Source organism: Neisseria flava (genome assembly GCF_982712965.1).
This window is the reverse complement of record NZ_CEXQBZ010000014.1, coordinates 1-17,937: the sequence shown is the minus strand read 5'-3', so window position 1 is coordinate 17,937 and position 17,937 is coordinate 1. Positions and strand designations below refer to the sequence as shown.

Genomic DNA, 17,937 nt, shown 5'->3' with positions numbered 1-17,937 from the left:
AAGGCCGTATGCTACCGCATACTGGCCTTTTTCTGTTAGGGAAAGTTGCACTTCAAATGCGAATCCGCCGACCTTTTGTCATTGTTGCCGAATTAACGGCGACGACCAAATCCGCGACCCATCGGGCGGCGGTAGTTGGAAGGTTGTTGGGTGGTTTGACGGTAGCGGGGTTGTTGTTGAGCCTGCTGTGCAGGGATGCTGCGGGTATTCAGTTGTTGGCTGGTACGGCCGTTGGGACGGGCCGATTGGTAGTAATGGGAACGTGCGCGCTGCGCAATCGGGCTGTTTTGATTGTTCGCACGGGTGAATTTGTTTGCCAGCGCGTTACCGATAAACGCGCCTGCGGCTGTACCGATCAGGCTTTGAAGCAGCCAGCTTCCTGTGGATTGGTCGTAAATATATTGTTGTCCGTCTTTGCCGGTAACGGGTTGGCCATTGTTGCCGTTAGCTTGCGCTTCGGCAGGGATGGTGTCTTGTACGGCTTCGGGAGTGAGTTGGTAAACGGTATTGTCCTGCTGGCCGTTTTGCTGTGCCAATTGTTGTTGCAGGGCTTCGATTTGTTTTTGCTGCTGTTCAAGCTGTGCTTGCGTATTGTCTTTGCAGGCGGCAAGGGCGAAAGCGGAGAGCGCGGCTAAGGCGATAATTTTTTTCATTGTTGTGTGTTTCCTTGGTCGGTTGTCATTAATGCCGTCTTATGTAAGTCGGCGGCGTGGTTCTAAGCGCGTGGCCTGCCTGCCATATGGTGTGTTTTGGGGATTTATCAAGCAAGGTTGCTCTTTTTTACAATGGGAGTTTCGGTAGTTTGGCTGCAAAAGCAAGACTGTCAGCAACAATATTTCCTTGAGGTTTGACTTCGTGTTCGGTTTCCATAATAAGCAGTTTGTCGGGGCGGCGGGCGTGCAGGCTCATGTGCATTTCAGCGGGGGAGAAGGGGAGGTGATGGTGTTTGGCAAATGTTTGTGCGCGCTGATTGGCGGTTTTGAGCATGGGCATCAGGGTGATGTCGAGATGGAAGCGGCGAACGCCTAAAATAAGGATGCGTGCGGCGAAGAAGTCGGCTTCTTCTGTAAACACGGCAGGACTGTTGCGATTGAAGTCGTGGCGTTCGGCCGCAATCAATGTGGCGAGGAAGCGGATTTGCGGAATCAAGGCCTCGCTGATAAGGCCTGAGGTTTGGGGAACGGGGTCGTCTGAAAATGTGTTGTGGCTGTTGCCGTCAACAATCATATGGCAGCGGTGGAGGGGTTGTGGACGTCTTTGGATATTTGCAGAGAGGTTCATGGCTTTTCCTTTATTTGCAACTGTTCGCATCGTTTATTGGGATTGGCGGCCATGAAGGATATAAAAAAAGCCGCTCAATCGGGGCGGCTCTTGTTTTGCTGTTTATTTCCGTCTGTTTCAGACAAGCGCAAAAAAGTACCGCACGTTTGTGTGGTACCAATAGAAGAATGCGTTTGAATGCTTAGCGGTTTGCATGACGGTATTTCGCTGGATATTGAATATATATGCGTCGAAGTTTAAAGCAGAAAGTCGAATAATTTCAATACTTGATGGATAAATTTGATTAATAATTTTTCAACTTGTTGTAATTAATGAAATTTATTTTTAAGCTATGTATGGGGAGACGCATGGTATGCGGATGTTGGGGGTGAAGTATCATCGCTTGGGCAGGTTTGATGCCGTATATTTTATTTAAAAAGGTCGTCTGAAACGGGAAATACCGGTTTCAGACGACCTTTGCGTTTTTAAGCCGCTTCAATCATCAGGCGATTTCGAGCCACATCACTTGGTAGGGGCGCAGCACCAAATCCTGATTCAATGCCACGGTTTCGCCGCTGATGAGGTCTTTGGCGCGGGCGGGCATGGCTTGCAGGGTGTGCGCGCTGATGGTTTGCGCGTGTTCGCTGAAGTTGCCGAACGCCAAAAGCGCGTTGTTGCGGATGTAGCCGATGATGTGTTTGTTGTTGGTGTTGAAGGTAACCAGACGGCCGCCGTTCAAACGCGGGTTGTTTTGGCGGATGTCTATCATGTGGCGCAGGCCTTGATAGATTTGTCCTGCCGCGGTTGACGGGTCGTGGCGTTGTTCGTACAACTCGGCGTTGTAACGCGGACGGTGCGCCCAGCGGCTGTCGTCGCTCTTGTTGCGGTCGTTCGACCAGTCGTCGTCGTTGAGCGTACCGACTTCATCGCCGAGATAAATCAGCGGCAGACCGCCGGTACTCAGGGCGATGCTGTACAAGAGTTTGATGCGGTCAACGGCGAGGGGGTCGTGTTGTGCCAAACCTGCCAGGGCGGCGGCAGTACCGCTGACGCGGCAGTCACCGGTGTTGGGGTTGTATTGGAAGGGGACGCCGCGCGCGAAGCTGCCGTCGAAATGGTTGACGAAGAAGCGGTTGAGGAATTGGCGGTGGTCGTAGCCGTGGATGCCGAATTGCGATGCGTCTTCGTCGGCAAACGTCCAGCCGATGTCGTCATGGCTGCGGACGTAGTTGACCCATGCGGTATGGTCGGGCAGGTTGTGGCGGTAGGAGAGGGCTTGGTGGAGCAGGTTGACTTCGCGGGTGGCGAGGGTGTTCCACAGCAATGCCATTTGCAGTGGGTTGTAACCGATTTGGCATTCGTCCTGTCCGATGTATTGGACGACTTGGTCGGGGTGGACGATGGCTTCGGATTTGAAGAACACGGCAGGTGCGGCGATGCGCATGACGGCGTTAAACGCGCGGATTAAGGCATGGGCTTGCGGTAGGTTTTCGCAGCAAGTGCCCATTTGTTTCCAAATAAAGGCAACGGCGTCCATACGCAGGATGTCAACGCCCAAATTGGCGAGGAACATCATTTCGCCCGCCATGGCGCGGAATACCCAAGGATTGCTGTAATTTAAATCCCATTGGAAGGAATTGAACGTCGTCCATACCCAACGACCGTCTTCTAATTGGGAGAATCCGCCCGGATGCTGGTCGGGGAAGATTTCGCGCAGAGTACGGTCGTATTGGTCGGGCATCCAGCGGTCGGGGAAAATATAGTAGAAATTGTCGAAAAGCGGATTGCCGGCGGCGCAGCCTTTCGCCCATTCGTGTTCGTTGGACGTGTGGTTGAAGATGAAATCGACGACGGCGGAAATGCCCGCTTCGTGCAGCGCGGCAATGACATCGCGCAAGTCGTCTATCGTACCCAAAGCCGGATTGACGTCGCGGTAGCTGCTGACCGCATAGCCGCCGTCGCTTTTGCCTTCAGGACATTTAAACAGGGGCATCATGTGCAGATAAGTCAGCCCCAGCTCTTGAAAATAAGGGATTTTGGCTTTCAAGCCTTTCAAATCGCCTGCGAACAAATCGACATAGCACACGCCGCCGACCTGTTTATTCGACAAAATCCAATCGGGGTCATTCTCACGCGCGGCATCGATGGCTTTCAGAGACTTGTCGCGTTGGGAATAGCTTTGCCATGCTTGGGCAATCAGTTGTTCCAGCATGGGCAGGACGGCTTCGTTATCGTTGTAAACGTTGTCCAGCTCGTGCATCAGCTTGGGGAAATGCTCGTTCAAACGCCGGTCAAACTGTTTCCAGTCTTCGGAAGCTTCGACGGTCGCACGCTGTTTGGGGCTATATTCTGCCAAGGCGCGCTCTTTGAGATGATGCAGGGTCAAATCGACCTGTTGGGTCTGGGTCAACATGATGTTTACTCCGAGTTGAGGTTGGATTTGTTTGGAAGCCTGATTCCGGCGGGAACATTGGCTGGAGACAGGCTTATCATACTTTAAGAAACTGCTTGTGAACAGGGTTTGGAGAGGAGTAACCGTATTGTTTTATGTGGAATTTTTTTAAACCTAGGGCGGCGGGTGTGTTTGGGGTAACTGTATATATTATTTGGAAAAAAATTTTATGTGGGGAAGGCTGTGGGGCAGGGGGATGTTTGGGACGAAGAGGGGAGGAATATCGGATACCTGTCGGATGATTTGGTTTACAAAGGTTTATGACGAGCGCGGAAAGGCCGGATTAATAATGGAAGTAGACGGATGAAAACAATTTCCTTTGACGAAAGTCAAAAGATTGGGATGACATGAAGGGATGAATAAAAAAGGTTTTCAGAGGCCGTCTGAAAACCTTTTCGCTTGTCTATCGCCCCTTAAAACTTAAAGTTCACGCCGACGGTGAAACTGCGTCCCATTTGCGGGGTGTCGGACAGGAAGCTGCTGTGGGCGTAAACGGACTGGTTGAACAGGTTGTCGGCTTTGACGTACCAATTCCACTCGCCGTAGCCGGTGCGGCGGCGGTAGTTTGCGCCGAGGTTGAGCATATGGTGTCCGGGCGTGCGCGTTTCGTAGCGGGCGAGTTTGTTTTGGGCAAACACGCGGTAGTAGTCGAGATGGGCATCGATGCGGTCGGTCAGCGCGGCATTCAGGTGGAAGCCGAGCCGTGCGGCGGGAACGCGCGGGGCGTTTTGGTCGGCTTGGGCAATAAGTGGGCGGTTGCCGTAGGCGTCTTCCCTACCGGGCAGCGACGGAAGGTTTTTCAGACGACCTCTGACGTAGTCGCCGGAAAGTCCGATGCGGTAGCGCGGCGTGGGCTTGAAGTAGATTTCGCCTTCCGCGCCGTAGAAGTCGGCGCCGGATTGGTTGTAGCGCACGAGCTTCATTTCGCTGTCGTCTTCGATGGATTTGGGGCCGCGTCCGTCGTTTAAGGTTTGGGCGTAGATGTAGTTGCCGAAGCGGTTGCGGTAGAGTGCCAGATTGTATTGCCAGCGGTCGCCTTCGTAGCCCAGTGCAAGTTCGATATTGTTGGAACGCTCTTTGTTGAGGTGTTTGTTGCCGACTTCAAAGGTGTTGGTGGCGACGTGTTTGCCGTGCGCGTACAGCTCTTGCGTTGACGGCAGGCGTTCCTGATGGGAGGCGGTCAGGCTGAGTTTGTGGTGTGGCGTGAAATACCAGTTGCCGGATAGCGCGAACGAGCGGGCGGTTTGGCGGTGCGCGCCGAGGTCGGGCAAGGGTTGGTTGTAGTAGTTTTCCCGATCAATCAAGGCTTTGTCGTACTGGATAGATGCTTTTTGTTTTTCCACGCGCACGCCGCCTTCAAGCGAGAAGTTGTCCCAATTTGCCTGTTCTACGCCGAAAAAGCTGTAATGATGCACATCGTTGTCAATCAGCATCGGCTGTTGGACGGTTTCGGGAATGGCGGAAAGCGCGCTGGATTTTTGGGTCAGGTATTGCACGCCCCAACTGCCTTTCAGACGACCTATGGGAAGGTGGCGCAATTCGATGCGGGCGTTTTGCGTTTTGTTTTTAAAGAAGTTTTCCACTGAATCGCCCGCTTTTTCGTCGTGGCGGTAGTCGTTGCGGTTCAAATGCACGCGCAGGGCTTCGAAACCGGGGAGCGGCTGCTTCCATTCGGCGCGGATTTCGTAGCGTTTGTTGCGCAGGTCTATCCACGGTCTGCCGCTGTGGGTATGCGTGTGTGCATTATCGTCGTCGTGGAAGCCGCAGCTCAAGCCCGGATTGTCGTAATCGATGTCTTCTTCGGTCAGAAGGTGCGGATAAAGCTGCAAATAGCGTTTGTTAATCAAGCTCTTCTGCCAGATGATGTCGGCGTGGCAGTCGTCGTAGAGGTGGCTGTGCGCAGGCAGGCCGTAGCGGTCGCGACGGTCGCTGTACGCCGCGCCGATAAAGCCTTTCTCACCCACCCAAGACAGCCCGATGCTGCCTGTTTGCGAATCGGCATGGCTGTCGGGCAGGCGTTTCAGACGACCTTCTTCCTTACGGTAACGCGGTACGGCGTAGTCGCCTGATTTGCGGTACAGCCCTTCCGTGTGCAACACGAAGTTTTTGCCCAGTCCGACGTTAATGCCGCCGGACGTGAGTTTTTCTAGATTGCCGCTGCTCAAACGCAGCCCCAGTTCGCCCGATGCGCCGTTTTCAGGCATTTTTTCGGGGATTTTTCTGTCGGCAACATCCACCAGCCCCGCCACATTGCCCGAGCTGTACAACAGCGTTACCGGCCCGCGCAGGATTTCGACTTGTTGCGACAAGGCGGTGTCCACCATCAGGGCATGGTCGGGCGAGAAATCCGCCATGTCGCCCGTTTCGCCGTGATGGTTCAACACTTTAATCCGCCTGCCCGTCTGCCCGCGTATCACAGGCGCAGACGCGCCGCCGCCGTATTGCGAAGCATGGACGCCCGGCACGCCGTTGAGCGCGTCGCCGAGATTGACGGCTTTTTGCCGCAAAGTATCGCCGCTGATGATTTTGTCGGAGGCAGTCGAAGTGTGCAGCAGCCCCGAAGTAGCGCGCGGATGGCTTTTGCCGACGACGTTGACCGTTTCCAAGTCCACCGTCTGCTCGGTTTCATGCGCTTGGGCGAGAATGGGGGAGCTGATTAAAAGAATAGATAAAACAATAGGTTTAAGCGTGGTTTGTGTCATTTTAGGTTTCCCGTCATATTTCAAATAGATTGTTATTATATAACATCACATCATTAATATGACAAGAATTCAAGGAACAAACCGCATTTGGTGCGGCAAAACAGCCAAACCCAAGCCCATGCAAACAGCGAAAACCAAAGGTCATCTGAAACCCAATATCTTGAAAATGATAAAAAAGACGGAAACAGCGGCAGCGCGCCATCCCCTCGTTTGCTTGGAACGAATCATGTTGCCTAAACAACAAAAAAGGTCGTCTGAAAACGCAATATGGTTTTCAGACGACCTTTATTAACAAAAGAATCAAATAATTTTAGCTACTGTACCTTAATACAGGAAGCTGCTCTATTTGGTTAAGTAGGTAGTAACTCGATTTAACTTACGCGTGATTGTTTCACTTAACACGCTGGGCTTATCAGCGTTGCACGGCGGTTAGTAATTGGTTTTACGTGTCACTACCAAACGATAGCTTTCCTCCAGAAATTCCTCATTACCTGAATATACTTTTTAATAAGATGTTCATCTATACAAATCTCCCCATTCTTATTTATTAAGTGAGGATATCTCTTCTTTACATTATTAAATGATTTGCCTTTACCATGCTTGACTGCATTAGCAACATCTCTAATTTCAAGTAAAATTTTCCAATCAGGATCATTATCAATATCATATTTTTTATTGAATGATGGAAGACGTTTTATATATTCAGACAACTCCTCTTTATATTTTCTTTTTTCTTTGTTTGAGTGATAAGTAGAATATATTTCATCTAATTCTCTTTCAAACATATGAAATAAACAAACTGTAGATGAATTCAAGCTATTTTGCTTTAACTCATTTTGTACAATTTGATAATTGATATTTGTAAAAAACAAGTCTTCTTCAAAATCCCCTTCATCATGAAGATCAGGATCATAGATTTTGTTATGATAATCCAATAATTCGTTTTCTTTATCTTTAGCTTCCTGTTCTATTGATGAAAACGAAGGTAATGTTCTTTTAAAGACTAAATTTTCAAAACCATCTAGCTTATCATTAATATTACTTATTACTATTGGAGGAAGGGGTAAAGGTTTCATAACATTATCCTTATGGAGAAATTTTTAAGGAATAGTATTTTAGACTTCAAGTAAATTATAGACAATTAAATCTAGAAAATTGTATCTAAAATCCTATCTACTACTTTTCCAAGTGTTGCAAGCAAGTTACGCATAGCAATCAGCGGATTATCGTCGTTGGTCTGGTAGACCATATAGAATGTGAAAACTTGTAGTTTACTAATGCTCAGGACAGCTTTCGGTTTATCGTTTTATAGTATATCGTGTTTCGTATCAATTTCAGTAACATGGTAATGCTAACCGACGAAACATAACAAAATATTAATTCATTCTTTTAACAATTTAATATGTTTTTCGCTTAAAGGCTATCATGCTTGATACCCCTTTATAAAAAAGGTCGTCTGAAAACGCAATATGGTTTTCAGACGACCTTGTCGGTTTGATGACTGCTATTTGGTAGCTTGGGCGGCGGCGGTCTCGGCAATCAGGTCAAGGAAGACCAGCGGCTCTTTGCCGATGTTCTTCAGCGCATGGGACTGGCCGGGACGGGCGATGGTGATGTCGCCGGCGCCGACTTGGGTCTGTTTGCCCGTGCTGTCGGTAAACACGCCTTTGCCCGATACGATGATGTAAACGTCTTCGTTGTCGGTGTGTTTGTGTTCACCGATGGATGCGCCCGGCGGCAGGGTCAGCCAGCCGATTTCCCTGAACGCGTCTTGGGCGGCGGTCTGGTGGCGGTTGAAGGCGAAGCGGCCAAGCAGCGGGCCTTTGCCTCCGGCTGCGTTTTCGCGGTTCCACTCTGCCAAGTCGGCTTTTTTGTACACTTGGACGCTGCGGTCGGTAGGTTTGGCCTGTTCCGCGGCGTGAACGCTGACGGTCGTGCCGAGCAGAAAGGCGACGGACAATGCGGCAAATAGCGGTTTCATCATGGTTCTCCGTTTGTTTTTTTTGGGGCAGATAAAGCGCAGGCTGCATTCAGGCAGTTTTCGTATCAATATTGACGACAGGTAAGATTACATAGCATCATTTCCCAGCTTTTCAGCACAGGATTTTCCTTATTACCCAACATCGTTAAGAGACAAAAGCATGACCGAAACACAAAAAATCTATACTGCATGGACACAGATGTGGAATGGTAATCTAAACATTGCTGATGAACTGCTGTCAAACAACTTCAAAGCACATCTGACCGCTGATTCCACTCCACCACCCGCACCCGTAACTGACATAGCCAGTGCAAAGGCTTGGATAGCTACCATTCGTGCTAAAGCAGATTTGCATTATGAAATCGTACTCGGTCCGTTCCGCGACGGCGACACAATTTCTGCATATTGGCGTGTAACCGCTACGCTCGGTAACCAAACCGCTGTCAAAGTCGGTACGGATTTTCTAAAAATCAAAGACGGTAAGATTACCGACTGCTGGACGATGAACAACAACGCTGCATAATTGAATTACCAAACTCTATTTGTTTTCGGACAGCCTGCATTAGTTGATACAGTCCCGTTTTCAGACGACCTGCGGGGTCGGTTGCTTTGCCCCGCAGGCGTCAAGGCTTATTTCACGTTGCGCAGATAGTTCAGCAACAGGGGAACGGGGCGGCCGGTCGCGCCTTTTTCGCTGCCGGATTTCCATGCCGTACCCGCGATGTCGAGGTGCGCCCACGGATAGTCTTCGGTGAAGTAAGACAGGAAGGTGGCGGCGGTAATCGTGCCTGCGCCAGGGGTGCCGATGTTGGGGATGTCGGCGAAGTTGGATTTGAGCTGGTCTTTATAGGTTTCAAAGAGCGGCAGTTGCCATGCTTTGTCGTCCACGTTGCGGGAAGCGGCCAGCAGACTGTCGACCAAATCTTGATTGTTGCCCATCACGCCGCTGACGTCATGACCCAAGGCGATGATGCACGCGCCGGTCAGGGTGGCGACGTCGATGACGGCTTTAGGTTTGAATTGTTCGGCGTAAGTGAGCGCGTCACACAAAATCAGACGGCCTTCGGCATCGGTGTTCAACACTTCGATGGTCAAGCCTTTCATGCTTTTTACGACATCGCCCGGTTTGTTTGCCGCGCCGGAAGGCATGTTTTCACAGGTGGCGACGACGGCGACGAGGTTGATCGGCAGTTGCAGTTTGACGGCGGCGCAGAAGGTACTGATGACGGTTGCCGCGCCGCACATGTCGAACTTCATTTCGTCCATGTTCAGACCGGGTTTGAGGGAAATGCCGCCGGTGTCGAAGGTAATGCCTTTGCCGACCAATACCACAGGCGCTGCTTCTTTGTCGGCTGCACCGAAATAGCTCAGTTCGACCAAATATGGGTCTTCGACGCTGCCTTTGGCGACAGACCAGAACGAACCCATGTTTTCTTTGATGTAGTCTTTTTCGATGATTTTGGCGTATGCGCCCAGTTTTTCGGCTTCGGCTTTGGCGGTGCGCGCTAAAAATTCGGGCGTGCATTCGTTGGGCGCGGCATTGCCCAAATCGCGGCAGAGGCTTTGTCCGTAAACCTGAGCTTCGGCGACGCGCAGGGCTTCTTTGACGGCGGCTTCGTGTGCGGTGTGGAACACGGCCTGTGCGAATTTGGCGGGTTTAGCTTCTTTTTTATAGCGGTCGAAACGGTAGGCGGCGTTGCCGAACGCGATGGCAAAAGCTTCGGCAACGGCAGCGGCTTGCGCTTCATCGAAGACATGGACGTCCGCATTGACCGTTTCCTGATTTTGCGCCCATTTGGCGGCTTCGGCGGCGGCTTTGTTCAACGCGGCGCGGTCGGTTTTTTCGAGGCGGACGACGGCGACTGCCTGCAAACCGTTGTCCGTCGGGATTTTGGTGTCGGCAAAAGTTTGCCCTTCTTCAAGCGAAGACAAAAGGGCAAGGGCGGTCGGGTGGTTTAATTGCGCCTCTTCGGTGCAGACAAATAACTGCGCGCCTGCCTGTTGCGGCTGCAAGGTTCCGGCTTTTGTGCTAAATTCCATGTTTATTCTCCTGATTGAGATGGTTTCGGGTAGTTTCAGACGACCCTTTGCATTAAGGGGTCGTCTGAAAACGGTTGGAAAGATTGTACTCCATTTGAGAGGTCGTCTGAAACCTTGCGCAGACAATCCGCCTGCGCCGAACCGCTTACCGCTCCTAGCCGCGATTCTATGATCTATCAAAGAAACTTCATCAAAGAACTCTCCTTTACCGCCGTCGGCATTTTCGTTGTCCTTTTGGCGGTGTTGGTCTCCACGCAGGCAATCAACCTGCTCGGACGTGCCGCCGACGGGCGCGTCGCCATCGATGCCGTGTTGGCATTGGTCGGCTTCTGGGTCATCGGCATGACGCCGCTTTTGCTGGTGCTGACCGCTTTCATCAGCACGCTGACCGTGTTGACCCGCTACTGGCGCGACAGCGAAATGTCGGTCTGGCTCTCCTGCGGATTGGCGTTGAAACAATGGATACGCCCCGTCATGCAGTTTGCCGTACCGTTTGCCATCCTGATTGCCGTCATGCAGCTTTGGGTGATGCCGTGGGCGGAGCTGCGCAGCCGCGAATACGCCGAAATCCTCAAGCAAAAACAAGAATTGTCCATGGTGGAAGCAGGCGAGTTCAACAGCCTAGGCAAGCGCAACGGCAGGGTTTATTTCGTCGAAACCTTCGACACCGAATCCGGCATCATGAAAAACCTGTTCCTGCGCGAACAAGACAAAAACGGCAACGACAACATTATCTTCGCCAAAGAAGGCAATTTCTCGCTGAACGACAACAAACGCACGCTCGACCTGCGCAACGGCTACCGTTACAGTGGCACGCCCGGCAAAGCCGACTACAACCGCGTTTCCTTCCAAAACCTCAGCCTGATTATTAGCACCACGCCCAAACTCATCGACCCCGTTTCCCACCGCCGCACCATCCCGACTTCCCAACTCATCGGTAGCAGCAACCCGCAACATCAGGCGGAATTGATGTGGCGCATCTCGCTGACCGTCAGCGTCCTCCTGCTCTGCCTGCTTGCCGTGCCTCTTTCCTATTTCAACCCGCGCAGCGGCCACACCTACAACATCCTCGTCGCCATCGGGCTTTTCCTGATTTACCAAAACGGACTGACCTTCCTGCGCAATTCCGTGGAAGACGGCAAAATCCATTTCTGGCTCGGACTGCTGCCCATGCACATCATCATGTTCGCCATCGCCGTCGTACTCCTGCGCGTCCGCAGCATGCCTAGCCAGCCCTTCTGGCAGGCGGTTGGCAAAAGTCTGACATTGAAAGGCGGAAAATGAACCTGATTTCACGTTACATCATCCGCCAAATGGCGGTTATGGCGGTTTACGCCCTCCTTGCCTTCCTTGCCCTGTACAGCTTTTTCGAGATCATCAACGAAGTCGGCGACTTGGGCAAAGGCAGCTATAACGGCGCAACCATGGCGCAATACGTCCTCATGCAGATGCCCGCGCGCGCCTACGAACTCATGCCCCTCGCCGTCCTCATCGGCGGACTCGTCTCCCTCAGCCAGCTTGCCGCCGGCAGCGAACTGACCGTCATCAAAGCAAGCGGCATGAGCACCAAAAAACTGCTGCTGATCCTGTCGCAGTTCGGACTGATTTTCGCCATCGCCACCGCCGCGCTCGGCGAATGGATTGCCCCCGTCCTCAGCCAAAAAGCCGAAAACATCAAATCCGCTGCCATCAACGGCAAAATCAGCACCGGCAATACCGGGCTTTGGCTCAAAGAAAAAAACAGCATCATCAACGTGCGCGAAATGCTGCCCGACCATACCCTGCTGGGCATTAAAATTTGGGTGCGCGACGACAAAAACGAACTGACGCAGGCAACGGAAGCCGAATCCGCCGTTTTAAACAACGACGGCAGTTGGCAGTTGAAAAACATCCGCCGCAGCACGCTTAGCGAAGACAAAGTCGAAGTCTCGACCGCCACCGAAGAAAACTGGCCGATCGCCGTCAAACGCAACCTGATGGACGTATTGCTTGTCAAACCCGACCAAATGTCGGTCGGCGAACTGACCACCTACATCAGCCACCTCGAAAACAACAACCAAAACACCCAGATCTACGCCATCGCCTGGTGGCGCAAATTGGTTTATCCCGTCGCCGCCTGGGTGATGGCACTCGTCGCCTTCGCCTTCACCCCGCAAACCACCCGCCACGGCAATATGGGCTTGAAACTCTTCGGCGGCATCTGCCTCGGCTTGCTGTTCCACTTCGCCGGACGGCTCTTCGGCTTTACCAGCCAACTCTACGGCGTCCCACCCTTCCTCGCCGGCGCACTGCCCACCATAGCCTTCGCCCTGCTCGCGGTGTGGCTGATACGCAGGCAGGAGCGAAGATAAAAAGATGGATTCGGAGAAAACGTCGTCTGAAAACGGTTTTGCGAAATACGCTATGTCTGTTTTCACACGACGTTTGTTTGGTTTGAGTTTGGGTAGGGCGGGGTAGTGGAGGGTGCGGTTTATTTGGATGGTTATAAGCCAATCCGCTGTAAAAGTCGTCTGAAACCAATTCGTCGTTCAGGAGATTTGCTCGCCAAATTGTTGAAACAAAGAAAACGAGGTCGTCTGAACGCTATTTCAGACGACCTTTTGTCTTTTTGTATTTTATTTATTGTTGTCCGGTGGTGTTGCCGTTTTCCAAAACATCCAAGATGTTTTTCAGGTTGGCGGAATCGAGCTGACCGGGGGCGGAGGCGGTTCCTGCCGTGCCGAACGTGATGGCGGAGCCGAAGGTCGAGCCTGCGATGCGGCTGACGAGTCCGAGCTTGCCCATGGAGATGGTAACAATCGGGCGGTTTGCGGTTTGACTGGCTTCCCAAGTGGCTTCCAAAAGCGTCAGGACATCGGCAGGGCTTTGGGGCATCACGGCGATTTTGCAGATGTCTGCGCCTGCTTCTTCCATTTTTTTCAGACGACCTGTGATGTCTGACTTGGCGGGCGTTTGATGGAAATCGTGGTTGCTCATCAGAACGGCGGTGTTGTGCGCTTTGGCGGCAGCGACGGCTTGGTGGACTTCGTTTTCGCCGGCGGAAAGTTCGATGTCTATGATGTCGATGATGCCTGAAGCGGCGGCTTTATCGAGCAACTCGAAATAATACGCTTTGCTGCAAGGATATTCGCCGCCTTCCTCCGCGCGCCTGAAGGTAAACAGCAGCGGGGTTTCGGGAAACGCGCGGCGTACGGCTGCGGCTTGGGCGATCAGGTATTCGGGATTGCCTGCTTGGACGAAATAGTCGGCTCTGAACTCGATAATATCGAAACAGGCGTGTTCGAGGTTTTTCAGGGCGGCGGATAAGGCTGCTTCGTCTTTGGCAACTAAGGGAACGGCGATTTTCGGCTGCCCGCTGCCGAGCGTGAGATGGCGGATGGTCAGGGTTTTCATGGGTTTTCTGCTGTATTGGTACGATGGCTGTCGAGCAGCGGATCGGGGAACGGTGTCCAAACGACGCCGTTGATGCCGCTTTCGGTCAGACGGCGGTTGAGCCAGCTGTTGCACGTATTGAAAAGATGGTAACGCCCTTCTGCTTCATAGAATGCGTCGTCAGAGCTGTAATGCGCGCCAACGACGGGGATGGCTTTGCCTGCTTTCAATTTGAAATGACGCATCAGGTTGGCACTCAGGCGGCGGTATTGTTCGCGGCTGACGGTGAATTTGACGGTATTTTCCCCTTCAGGCGGCGGATCGCGGTAGTAGATGGCGTGAATCAGTGTGCTGTTGACTCCGCTTAATGCCTGCACCGCCGTAGATGCGGTCAAATCCGACCACTGCGGCGTGTTCAAATAGAAATTGCGCTCACCCCAGCCTATGCCGACGTAGCGGATGGGGGCATCGCCTTGCCCTGCGGGACTGTCGGCAGGGTTGATGATGCTGGTCCAGTCGAAAAGGTCGTCTGAAAGCGGCATGACGACATCGGCGTGTACACCGTTGCTGTGCAGATAAAGGGTTACGTCGCCGTCGGAGGCATCGGTACCGTCCTGCGGAATCTTACCAAGTATGTAGGCGGCGGCAAAGTAAAGGATGGCGGCGATGATAAATGCCAACAGGGCTTTCAGGAGGATTTTGAATATTTTTTTCATTGACGTCATGACGTCGGTTAAGGATGCGGCATCATATCACGATAACGGTATGAATTAAGGTTTTCAGACGACCTCGTTGAAAGCTGGGTCGTCTGAAAATCAAAAGATATTTTCATTTCCCATCAATCCGTTTTCGTAAAAACAGCGCCCGATTGTTAACATTATATTTACACTACACGCGATTACAAATATACTCATCGCCATGCTGCACGGCTTTGTTTGCCTGAAATCCAAAGCCTGCGAACGCCCCGCTACGGGAAACAAGAAAAACCGATTCAGTGGAATCAATAAAAAAGCAATGTCAGGCGATGAGCCTAGGCATCAGCGGTTTTAACGATTTCGCGTTATGTTTCAGAGGAATACTTCATGGACTTACATGCAAAGGACAAAACCCAGCATCCTGAGAATGTCGAGTTACTCAGCGCGCAAAAGCCGATTACCGACTTTAAAGGTCTGCTGACCACTATTATCTCCGCCGTCGTCTGTTTCGGCATTTACCACATCCTGCCGTACAGTACCGATGCCAACAAAGGCATCGCACTGTTGATTTTCGTTGCCGCGCTTTGGTTTACCGAAGCCATCCATATCACGGTAACTGCATTGATGGTGCCGATTCTCGCCGTCGTACTCGGCTTCCCCGATATGGACATCAAAAAAGCGATGGCGGGCTTTGCCGATCCGACGATTTACATCTTCTTCGGCGGCTTCGCGCTTGCTACCGCCCTGCACATGCAACGTCTCGACCGTAAAATCGCCGTCAGCCTCCTGCGCTTGTCGCGCGGCAATATGAAAGTCGCCGTGTTGATGCTGTTTGCCGTTACTGCCTTCCTGTCCATGTGGATCAGCAATACCGCGACCGCCGCCATGATGCTGCCTTTGGCAATGGGTATGATGAGCCATCTTGATCAAGAAAAAGAACGCAAAACCTACGTCTTCGTACTGCTCGGCATTGCCTACTGCGCCAGTATCGGTGGTTTGGGCACTGTGGTCGGTTCACCGCCGAACATGATTGCCGCCAAAGCCCTGAATCTGGACTTCGTCGGCTGGATGAAACTCGGTCTGCCGATGATGTTGTTGATTCTGCCTTTGATGCTGTTTTCTATGTACGTTATTCTCAAGCCGAATCTGAACGAGCGTGTCGAAGTCAAAGCCGAATCTATCCCGTGGACGCTGCACCGTGTAATCGCGCTGTTGATTTTCTTGGCTGCTGCCGTCGCTTGGGTATTCAGTTCCAAAATCAAAGAAGCGTTCGGCATTTCCAACCCCGACACTGTCATCGCCCTGATTGCCGCTGTCGCCGTCGTCGTCTTCGGCGTGGCGCAATGGAAAGAAGTCGCCCGCAATACCGACTGGGGTGTATTGATGCTCTTCGGCGGCGGCATCAGCTTGAGCGCGCTGCTGCAATCTTCCGGCGCGTCCGAAGCATTAGGTCAGCAGGTTGCCTCCACCTTCTCCCATTCGCCCGCATTGCTGGTGATTTTCGTGGTTGCGACTTTCATTATCTTCCTGACCGAGTTCACCAGTAACACCGCTTCTGCCGCGCTGCTCGTGCCGATTTTCGCCAGCATCGCCACACAAATGGGGCTGCCCGAACAAGTCTTGGTGTTCGTTATCGGCATCGGCGCGTCTTGCGCGTTCATGCTGCCGGTTGCCACGCCGCCCAACGCGATTGTGTTCGGTACCGGCTTAATCAAACAACGCGAAATGATGAACGTCGGCTTGCTGCTGAACGTCCTCTGTATCGTATTGGTTGCGCTGTGGGCTTATTTCGTACTGATGCCGTAAACCCGTAAAACCATAGCCAAGGTCGTCTGAAAGAATATTTTTCAGACGACCTTGAAGTTTTTCCGCCCAGCACCATTTGTAAAAAGATTCTTAACGAAAGGAAACCCATGATTATCCTGCACACCAATAAAGGCGACATCAAAATCGAACTCGATTTCGACAAAGCCCCCGTTACCGCCAAAAATTTCGAGCAATACGTCAAAGACGGTTTCTACGACGGCGTAATCTTCCACCGCGTCATCAAAGGCTTCATGATTCAAGGCGGCGGCATGGACGAGAACATGAACGAAAAAGAAACACGCGAGCCGATTCAAAACGAAGCGTCCAACGGCCTGCCCAACGAGAAATACACCATCGCCATGGCGCGCACCTCCGACCCGCATTCCGCCAGCGCGCAATTCTTCATCAACACCGCCGACAACGCCTTCCTGAACTTCCGTTCTAAAGAACTGTACGGCAAAACCGTCGTCCAAGACTGGGGCTACGCCGTATTCGGCAAAGTAGTCGATGGTTTTGACGTGGTCGATGCCATCGAAGGCGTCGCCACCAAACGCCACGGCTACCACGACGACGTACCGACCGAACCTGTCGTCATCACCAAAGCCGAAGTGGTGTAAATTTGACGCGTCAAATACCATGATGCAAAAAGCAGCCTGAAACGGGCTGCTTTTTTTGCGGATAAGGCATATCGCCGGCTTCTTTGGTTTTTGATGAATCAGTTGCCATCAACCGTCAGCAATCAATCAAACAAATCTGTTGCATTGGCAGCGTAGCGTGGGCTTGACGCAAGGAAAAATATGTAGGACGAAACTGGGCAGGGCGGTATGCCTGACTGTTTTTTGTAATCCGCAACGAAACAGCCGAAACCCTGTGTTTGGGTTTCGACTGTTGGGGGTGAAAAGGGCTATTTGCAAAGTTCTCGATAACAACAAAAGGTCGTCTGAAAACAGGTTTTCAGACGGCCTTTTCGTTTTTTACCTCTCAACAACGGGTTGGATTGGAATGGGGGGATATTTAAGTAGAATGAGTGAGGAAATTTTGTAAAGGTCTCCTCATGCTGATTCTAGGAGGTAGCTGATTTTAATAGCACTTTTTTATCATTTATAAAAACAAAAGGCATCAATCCGATGCCTTTTTAATTCATTAGACCTCTTGCGAAAATATTCATCCCATTGCATTAATCAGCCCCGCAATCAGATTTGCCCTTAATCCGAAGCGTTTCCGCCTGTTGCGGTAAGGTAGAGACAATATTTTGAATATTTTCAGCTTCCTATTGATGTGCTCGATGACGGTTCTGAGTTTGCCTAACCGCCTATTCGCCTCTTTATCCTGTTTGTTCAGCAGATGATGTTTGGATTTCTTTTTCGGGGTCTGTAATCCGGTTTTAGCCAATCCTTGATAACCCTTATCCGCAATGACTATTTTGTAGGGATAAAGCTCTGTAAGGTGCCTCCTAGCTAAACGCATATCATGCTGAGCACCCATCCCCGTCCGGATGCTGATGATTTTTTCAGTTTCTCTGCCGTATATGACCTGGATTTTAACCGTGTGCCGCTTTTTCTTGCCGCTGTAATACTGCCGCTGTTTTTTTGGGACGTTCAATCGGGCTTTCGGTAACGTCAATGATGA

General features: G+C 51.6%; 14 protein-coding genes and 1 pseudogene. 5 read left to right on the top strand and 10 right to left on the bottom strand.

Features of this window, described 5'->3' with window-relative positions; genetic code table 11:
* Positions 1–92: 92 nt before the first annotated feature.
* From AC5M9B_RS01280 to AC5M9B_RS01255, 6 genes are all read right to left on the bottom strand, one after another.
* Positions 93–653, bottom strand: a complete 561-nt coding sequence (locus AC5M9B_RS01280; protein ID WP_019270136.1) for a hypothetical protein — start codon at positions 651–653, stop codon at positions 93–95.
* Between the two features lie 127 nt (positions 654–780).
* A complete protein-coding gene (locus tag AC5M9B_RS01275) occupies positions 781–1,281 on the bottom strand; it encodes a hypothetical protein (RefSeq protein WP_487648127.1) in 501 nt (166 codons plus the stop codon).
* 481 nt (positions 1,282–1,762) lie between these two features.
* Complete coding sequence (locus tag AC5M9B_RS01270) at positions 1,763–3,673, bottom strand: alpha-amylase family protein (RefSeq protein WP_487648126.1); 1,911 nt, start codon at positions 3,671–3,673, stop codon at positions 1,763–1,765.
* 452 nt (positions 3,674–4,125) lie between these two features.
* Positions 4,126–6,414, bottom strand: a complete 2,289-nt coding sequence (znuD, locus tag AC5M9B_RS01265; protein WP_487648125.1) for a TonB-dependent zinc receptor ZnuD — start codon at positions 6,412–6,414, stop codon at positions 4,126–4,128.
* 452 nt (positions 6,415–6,866) lie between these two features.
* Complete coding sequence (locus AC5M9B_RS01260) at positions 6,867–7,490, bottom strand: hypothetical protein (RefSeq protein WP_487648124.1); 624 nt, start codon at positions 7,488–7,490, stop codon at positions 6,867–6,869.
* Positions 7,491–7,918: 428 nt separating this feature from the next.
* Positions 7,919–8,395 carry a cupin domain-containing protein gene (locus AC5M9B_RS01255; RefSeq protein WP_487648128.1) on the bottom strand — a complete coding sequence of 159 codons (477 nt, stop codon included), beginning with the start codon at positions 8,393–8,395 and terminating at the stop codon, positions 7,919–7,921.
* A 160-nt stretch (positions 8,396–8,555) separates the two neighbouring features.
* Here AC5M9B_RS01255 and AC5M9B_RS01250 point away from each other — a divergent pair, with 160 nt between their 5' ends.
* Positions 8,556–8,918, top strand: a complete 363-nt coding sequence (locus tag AC5M9B_RS01250; protein ID WP_045074377.1) for a nuclear transport factor 2 family protein — start codon at positions 8,556–8,558, stop codon at positions 8,916–8,918.
* 107 nt (positions 8,919–9,025) lie between these two features.
* Here the strand turns inward: AC5M9B_RS01250 and AC5M9B_RS01245 are convergent, their stop codons facing one another.
* Positions 9,026–10,435 (bottom strand): leucyl aminopeptidase, encoded by a 1,410-nt coding sequence (locus AC5M9B_RS01245; RefSeq protein WP_487648123.1) that lies wholly within the window; start codon positions 10,433–10,435, stop codon positions 9,026–9,028.
* Positions 10,436–10,603: 168 nt separating this feature from the next.
* On the opposite strand from AC5M9B_RS01245, the gene lptF reads away from it, so the two are divergent.
* Both lptF and lptG read left to right on the top strand, forming a co-directional pair.
* On the top strand, positions 10,604–11,719 hold the full coding sequence (gene lptF, locus AC5M9B_RS01240) for an LPS export ABC transporter permease LptF (protein WP_049230727.1): 1,116 nt from the start codon (positions 10,604–10,606) through the stop codon (positions 11,717–11,719).
* Positions 11,716–12,786 (top strand): LPS export ABC transporter permease LptG, encoded by a 1,071-nt coding sequence (lptG, locus tag AC5M9B_RS01235; RefSeq protein WP_070655856.1) that lies wholly within the window; start codon positions 11,716–11,718, stop codon positions 12,784–12,786. The genes lptF and lptG overlap by 4 nt, the downstream gene beginning before the upstream one ends.
* A 268-nt stretch (positions 12,787–13,054) precedes the next feature.
* Here the strand turns inward: lptG and aroD are convergent, their stop codons facing one another.
* Together aroD and AC5M9B_RS01225 are read right to left on the bottom strand one after the other, a co-directional pair.
* On the bottom strand, positions 13,055–13,828 hold the full coding sequence (aroD, locus tag AC5M9B_RS01230; RefSeq protein ID WP_487648122.1) for a type I 3-dehydroquinate dehydratase: 774 nt from the start codon (positions 13,826–13,828) through the stop codon (positions 13,055–13,057).
* Positions 13,825–14,523, bottom strand: coding sequence for a TIGR02117 family protein (locus tag AC5M9B_RS01225; protein ID WP_487648121.1), 699 nt, complete (start codon positions 14,521–14,523; stop codon positions 13,825–13,827). The genes aroD and AC5M9B_RS01225 overlap by 4 nt, the downstream gene beginning before the upstream one ends.
* Before the next feature lie 366 nt (positions 14,524–14,889).
* On the opposite strand from AC5M9B_RS01225, the gene AC5M9B_RS01220 reads away from it, so the two are divergent.
* Positions 14,890–16,308 carry an SLC13 family permease gene (locus AC5M9B_RS01220; protein ID WP_107986488.1) on the top strand — a complete coding sequence of 473 codons (1,419 nt, stop codon included), beginning with the start codon at positions 14,890–14,892 and terminating at the stop codon, positions 16,306–16,308.
* A 107-nt stretch (positions 16,309–16,415) separates the two neighbouring features.
* A complete protein-coding gene (locus tag AC5M9B_RS01215; protein ID WP_003743061.1) occupies positions 16,416–16,925 on the top strand; it encodes a peptidylprolyl isomerase in 510 nt (169 codons plus the stop codon).
* Between the two features lie 547 nt (positions 16,926–17,472).
* Here the strand turns inward: AC5M9B_RS01215 and AC5M9B_RS01210 are convergent.
* Positions 17,473–17,937: pseudogene (locus AC5M9B_RS01210) on the bottom strand (IS5-like element ISNemu1A family transposase); the annotation flags it as partial.

Excerpts from the sequence above, each read along its gene's own strand:
- AC5M9B_RS01280 (WP_019270136.1), bottom strand. The coding sequence starts at position 653 with ATGAAAAAAATTATCGCCTTAGCCGCGCTCTCCGCTTTCGCCCTTGCC.
- AC5M9B_RS01275 (WP_487648127.1), bottom strand. The coding sequence starts at position 1,281 with ATGAACCTCTCTGCAAATATCCAAAGACGTCCACAACCCCTCCACCGC.
- AC5M9B_RS01270 (WP_487648126.1), bottom strand. The coding sequence starts at position 3,673 with ATGTTGACCCAGACCCAACAGGTCGATTTGACCCTGCATCATCTCAAA.
- znuD (WP_487648125.1), bottom strand. The coding sequence starts at position 6,414 with ATGACACAAACCACGCTTAAACCTATTGTTTTATCTATTCTTTTAATC.
- AC5M9B_RS01260 (WP_487648124.1), bottom strand. The coding sequence starts at position 7,490 with ATGAAACCTTTACCCCTTCCTCCAATAGTAATAAGTAATATTAATGAT.
- AC5M9B_RS01255 (WP_487648128.1), bottom strand. The coding sequence starts at position 8,395 with ATGAAACCGCTATTTGCCGCATTGTCCGTCGCCTTTCTGCTCGGCACG.
- AC5M9B_RS01250 (WP_045074377.1), top strand. The coding sequence starts at position 8,556 with ATGACCGAAACACAAAAAATCTATACTGCATGGACACAGATGTGGAAT.
- AC5M9B_RS01245 (WP_487648123.1), bottom strand. The coding sequence starts at position 10,435 with ATGGAATTTAGCACAAAAGCCGGAACCTTGCAGCCGCAACAGGCAGGC.
- lptF (WP_049230727.1), top strand. The coding sequence starts at position 10,604 with ATGATCTATCAAAGAAACTTCATCAAAGAACTCTCCTTTACCGCCGTC.
- lptG (WP_070655856.1), top strand. The coding sequence starts at position 11,716 with ATGAACCTGATTTCACGTTACATCATCCGCCAAATGGCGGTTATGGCG.
- aroD (WP_487648122.1), bottom strand. The coding sequence starts at position 13,828 with ATGAAAACCCTGACCATCCGCCATCTCACGCTCGGCAGCGGGCAGCCG.
- AC5M9B_RS01225 (WP_487648121.1), bottom strand. The coding sequence starts at position 14,523 with ATGAAAAAAATATTCAAAATCCTCCTGAAAGCCCTGTTGGCATTTATC.
- AC5M9B_RS01220 (WP_107986488.1), top strand. The coding sequence starts at position 14,890 with ATGGACTTACATGCAAAGGACAAAACCCAGCATCCTGAGAATGTCGAG.
- AC5M9B_RS01215 (WP_003743061.1), top strand. The coding sequence starts at position 16,416 with ATGATTATCCTGCACACCAATAAAGGCGACATCAAAATCGAACTCGAT.